Source organism: uncultured Campylobacter sp. (assembly GCF_937997465.1).
GTDB lineage: Bacteria > Campylobacterota > Campylobacteria > Campylobacterales > Campylobacteraceae > Campylobacter_A.
The window spans coordinates 1-5,414 of record NZ_CALKTQ010000289.1 but is presented as its reverse complement, the minus strand read 5'-3'; the positions used below and the strand labels follow the sequence as shown (position 1 = coordinate 5,414).

Sequence of the window (5,414 nt, the reverse complement as noted above, 5' to 3'; positions counted from 1 at the left end):
AGCGAAATTTATCTAAATAAGAAAAATTATTTTTTAAGTATTTTTGGATAAAATTGCACTCACATTTCATTTTAAAGGATTTTTCATGAAGAAATTTCTAATTTCATCAATTTTAGTCGCAAGCGCCTTGATCGCTCACGAGCACGGCGATATGCAAAATTTTGACCCTAAGACGGGCAAGCACCTCGTCATCACTATGGAGCAGCTGGGCGAGAAGGGCAACGTAACTGTCGGCGAGGTCGTAGCGGTCGAGACGAACTACGGCGTGGCGTTTTTCCCGAATTTAAAAGGTCTTGCTAGCGGCGCGCACGGCTTTCATGTGCATCAAAACGCCGACTGCGGCGCAAATGAGAAGGGTCTAGGCATGAAAGCGGGCGGCCACTGGGATCCAAGCGATACCAAAAAGCACTCGTTTGCTTGGGATGATAGTGGCCACAAGGGCGATCTGCCTGCGCTTTTCGTCGATGCCGAGGGCAATGCGGTCTATCCGGTGCTAGCCCCGAAAATCAAGAGCTTAGATGAGCTAAAGGGCCACTCGCTGATGGTTCACGTAGGCGGCGATAACCACAGCGACCATCCAAAGCCTCTTGGCGGCGGCGGCGCTAGAATGGTTTGCGGCGTTATAAAATAATCCCAAATTTGCCGATTTGCCGCTCTCGGCAGTCGGCGGATTTTTCTTTTTTTACTCAAATTTGATGTGATTTAAATTTGCTCTAAAGGCGTTTTGGACGTTAAATTTGATAGCCTGCTTTTTAAACCTACACTTTTTAAATATAAATTTTATCATCGTGTTTTACAAATGAAATTTTAAAAACGATGTCAAATTTACCCTTATCAAATTTGACTCAAATTTCGGTATCTAAATTTACGAAATTTATTCTAAAATTTTAAAATAAAATCGCCGACTGCGCCGGCAAATTTTACAAAATGCACCGCAACCCAAACTGCTAAATTTAAACATGCTCGGCAAAATTTACTCACCGTTTTATTAAATTTTAACCGCAGTAAAACAAAAAGCCGAGTTTTTATAAATTTTTTAAAATTTTCGTAGTATGATTTTGCTTTTTGAAGGGGCGAAAATGGACTTTGATTTCGGCGTTACGGCGTATTTGATATTTTTCGCGGCGGCCTTTGCGGCAGGTTTTGTAGATGCGATCGCGGGCGGGGGCGGACTGATCGCGCTACCCACGATCATGGCGATGGGCGTGCCGCCTCACATGGCGCTAGCGACGAACAAGCTTCAAGGTACTTTCGGTAGCTTCACCGCGGCGTTAAATTTCGCCCGAAAAGGCATGATAAATTTCCGCGAAGTTTTTATCGGCATCGTTTTTACCTTTATCGGCGCGTGCGTCGGTACGGTGCTTATATTGTTTTTGAGCGCCGAGTTTTTGCGCGTTATTATCCCGTTTTGTTTGATAGCGATTTTCATCTATACGCTTTTGATGCCAAAAGTCGGCGACGAGGATAGGGCCGCCCGTATGAATGCGCGAGCCTTTTATGTGATATTTGGCCTAATTTTAGGCTTTTACGACGGATTTTTCGGGCCTGGAGCGGGCAGTTTTTGGACGTTTGCGATGGTTGCGCTCATCGGGCTAAATATGAAAAAAGCCGTCGCGCATACGAAAATCCTAAATTTTACCAGCAACATCGTCTCTCTTGCCGTCTTTATCGCGGGCGGACAGATACTTTGGGCGGTCGGGCTTTTGATGGGAGCGGGACAGGTTTTGGGCGCTTATTTCGGTTCAAATATGGTCATGAAAAAGGACGTTAAATTTGTTAGAATTGTGTTTCTAGCCGTCGTGGGCGCGACGATATTAAAGCTCGTTTACGATAGATTTTTCGCATAAGCGGGATTTTAAAAAAACAGTGACGAAATTTGGATTAAATTTTACAAAAAAGCTAAAATTTGGGCGAAATTTGAGGTAAGCTTAAAAAACTTTTAACGTTTATTTGGATAAAATTGCCGTTAAATTTCATAAATCTAAGGTTAATTCATGCAAGAAAATTTGTTTTTGTTTACAGGTTGGATCGCTTCTTTGTTTACCGACAATGAGCACGTTATCCACGCGGTAAATTACGCGGGACATCTCGTTTTAGTCGCGATTATCGTGCTTATCGTGGCAAAATTTGCAACTAAAAATTTGCAACTCGTACCTCGCGGAACGCAAAACATCCTCGAAGCGTATTTAGAAGGCGTCGTATCCATGGGCAAGGACGTGCTAGGCAGCGAAGCGCTATCTAGAAAATACCTACCGCTAGTCGCCACCATCGGTTTGATCGTATTTGTAAGTAACATAATAGGCATAATACCTGGATTTGAGGCTCCGACCTCGAGCTTAAATTTGACCCTTACTCTAGCGCTCGTAGTTTTCGTGTTTTACCACTACGAAGGTATCCGCGTAAACGGCGTGGTTAAGTATTTTGCTCACTTCATGGGGCCTAATAAATGGCTAGCTCCGATAATGTTTATCGTCGAGATCGTTTCACATTTATCTCGCGTCGTATCGCTTTCTTTCCGACTTTTCGGTAACATCAAGGGCGATGATTTATTCCTTTTGGTCGTACTTGCTCTTGCGTCATACGCTGCGCTTCCGGCGTTTGTTTTACTTACGTTTATGGCGTGCTTGCAAACATTTATCTTTATGATTCTTACTTACGTGTATCTTGCCGGCGCGATCTTGATCAGCCACGACGAGCACTAAAATTTAAATTTACGCGTCCGCCAGCTAAAATACGCTAAAAATCGGCGGGCGCAACCCCTTCTTTTTATCTAACTTAAATAAAAATCCTGCTAAAATAAGCCCTAAATTTTAAATAAAAGGCAAATTATGTTTGAAGTCGTTATCGGGCTTGAGGTTCACACCCAGCTTAATACAAAAACTAAAATTTTCTGCTCTTGCTCCACGAGCTTCGGCGATGAGGCAAATACGCACGTTTGTCCAACCTGCCTGGCGCTACCTGGATCTTTGCCGGTATTAAACAAAGAAGCCGTGAGAAAGGCGATAAGCTTTGGCGCAGCGGTAAATGCGACTATAAATAAACGCTCTGTTTTTAACCGTAAAAACTACTTTTATCCCGACCTTCCAAAGGCTTATCAAATTTCGCAGTTTGAGATACCGATAGTGGAAAAAGGCGAGCTTTTTATCGACGTAAACGGCGAGAAAAAGCGCATCGGCATCACTCGAGCGCACCTTGAAGAGGACGCGGGCAAAAATATCCACGAGAGCGGACAGAGCCTAGTTGATCTAAACCGCGCCGGCACGCCGCTGCTTGAGATCGTGAGCGAGCCTGATCTGCGCAGCTCCGACGAGGCAGTCGCGTATCTAAAAAAACTACACTCTATTTTGAGGTTTTTAAACATTAGCGACGCCAATATGCAAGAGGGAAGCTTCCGTTGCGACGCTAACGTCTCCATCCGTCCAAAGGGCGACAGCAAGCTTTACACGCGCGTCGAGATTAAAAATTTAAACTCGTTTAGATTTATCCAAAAAGCGATCGACTACGAGGTCGAGCGTCAAAGCGCGGCGTGGGAAGACGGCAAATACGACGAGGAAGTTTATCAAGAAACGCGCCTTTTTGATACAGTAAATTTAGTCACGCGCTCTATGCGAGGCAAGGAAGATAGCGCCGAATATAGATATTTCCCCGATCCTGATCTGTTGCCCGTCGAGATCCCGGAGGAGATGTATAACGAAGCAATCAAGATCCCCGAGCTTGCCGAACAAAAGGTTGCTAGATACGGACGCGAGCTTGGCGTCAAAGAGGACGACGCGCTGATTTTAACTAGCAGCGTGGAGACGGCGAAGTATTTCGAAGAGCTCGTGGAGGCTAAAATATCGCCGAAGCTTGCCGTAACATGGCTCATCGTCGAGCTTTTGGGTCGTCTAAAAAACGGTGCTACGATCGAGACATCGCCAGTAAATTCAACTAAAATGATAGAGCTTTTACGCCGCATAGAAGACGGTACGATAAGCGCTAAGGCGGCAAAAGAGGTGCTTGACTATCTTATGGAAAACGAGGGTAGCGTAGACGCCGTCATCGAAAAATTGGGATTAAAACAAGTCAGCGACGACTCGGCTATCGTAGCAATAATAGATCAAATTTTAAGCGCGAACGCCGATAAGGTCGCCGAGTATAAAAGCGGCAAGGATAAGCTTTTTGGATTTTTCGTCGGTCAGACGATGAAAGAGGGCAAGGGTGCGTTTAATCCCGCAAAAGTAAATGAGCTTTTAAAAGAAAAATTAGGTTAAATTTTACTTGCGCTGTTATTTGGCGGCGTGGTCAAATTTTAATCCGTTTAATTTTTGCAAAAGTAAGGTTTGGACTTGCGAGTGGGTCTGTCAATTTAGCTAAAATAAACGTAAATCACGAAAAAGAGAAAAAATGGAAATAGCCATCATCGGAGCGGGGAAGTGGGGTAGCGCGCTTTTTCATGCGCTTTCGCAAAGAAACGACTGCGTTATCACCTCGCGCAGGCAGCTTGAGGGTTCGCATTTTGTGAGTCTAGACGAGGCGCTAAAGCGCGATTTGCTCGTCGTTGCCATACCTTCTCAGTCCGTTAGCGGTTGGCTAAAAGAGCATTTTAAAAACTTTGGACAGAAAATTTTGGTCGCCTCAAAAGGTATTGAGACTTCGAGTTTACGATTTTTAGATGAGATTTACGAACAGCACGTTAGCGCGGCAAATTTGGCCTTTTTATCGGGTCCAAGCTTTGCCAAAGAGATACAAAACAATCTTCCGTGCGCGCTCGTGATAAACTCCAAAAACGAAGCCCTTGCCCGCGAGATTTCAGCGCTTTTCCCGCAAAATATCAAAGCCTACGCCAGCAGCGACGTTATCGGAGCTGAGATCGCAGGCGCATACAAAAACGTCATCGCTATCGCGGGCGGTATTTGCGACGGACTCGGGCTTGGTAACAGCGCTCGCGCCAGCCTCATCTCGCGCGGACTTGTCGAGATGGCGAGGTTTGGCGAGTATTTCGGCGCACAGCAGCAGACCTTTTTGGGGCTTAGCGGAGCGGGTGATCTATTTCTCACGGCTTCGTCCGTACTATCGCGCAACTACCGCGTGGGTCTGGGGCTTGCTAAAAATGAGAGCCTTAACAAAATCCTAAACGATCTAGGCGAGGTCGCAGAGGGCGTGGATACCTCGTACGCGATAGAAAAGATCGCCGCCGGTAAGGGCATCTATACGCCGATAGTAAACGAGGTCGCGGCGATGCTGCGCGGTAAAGACGTGCAGGAAAGCCTGAGAGATTTGCTGAGCAAGAAATAAAATTTGACTAAAACTGAGTATTTTACGGCGTATTGCTGTGGATGTAAATTTGGCTTGCGAGGCTGTTATTTGTCTATTTCTGAACTAATTTTTCATATTTTTGTGTGCCGTAAAATTTGAAAACGTTAAATTTGACTAGA

Annotated in this window: 5 protein-coding genes; all 5 read left to right on the top strand. The window is 45.2% G+C overall.

Annotation, left to right across the window (positions count from 1 at the left end):
• Positions 1 to 85: 85 nt before the first annotated feature.
• On the top strand, positions 86 to 631 hold the full coding sequence (locus Q0546_RS09595; protein ID WP_297943349.1) for a superoxide dismutase family protein: 546 nt from the start codon (positions 86 to 88) through the stop codon (positions 629 to 631).
• 448 nt (positions 632 to 1,079) lie between these two features.
• A complete protein-coding gene (locus tag Q0546_RS09590) occupies positions 1,080 to 1,847 on the top strand; it encodes a TSUP family transporter (protein WP_298792540.1) in 768 nt (255 codons plus the stop codon).
• A 147-nt stretch (positions 1,848 to 1,994) separates the two neighbouring features.
• A complete protein-coding gene (locus Q0546_RS09585) occupies positions 1,995 to 2,702 on the top strand; it encodes a F0F1 ATP synthase subunit A (protein WP_002953298.1) in 708 nt (235 codons plus the stop codon).
• 126 nt (positions 2,703 to 2,828) lie between these two features.
• Positions 2,829 to 4,250: an Asp-tRNA(Asn)/Glu-tRNA(Gln) amidotransferase subunit GatB gene (gatB, locus tag Q0546_RS09580; protein WP_002953297.1), complete on the top strand. Its 1,422-nt coding sequence runs from the start codon at positions 2,829 to 2,831 to the stop codon at positions 4,248 to 4,250.
• A 133-nt stretch (positions 4,251 to 4,383) separates the two neighbouring features.
• Positions 4,384 to 5,274, top strand: coding sequence for an NAD(P)H-dependent glycerol-3-phosphate dehydrogenase (locus Q0546_RS09575; protein ID WP_298792537.1), 891 nt, complete (start codon positions 4,384 to 4,386; stop codon positions 5,272 to 5,274).
• Positions 5,275 to 5,414: the final 140 nt, after the last annotated feature.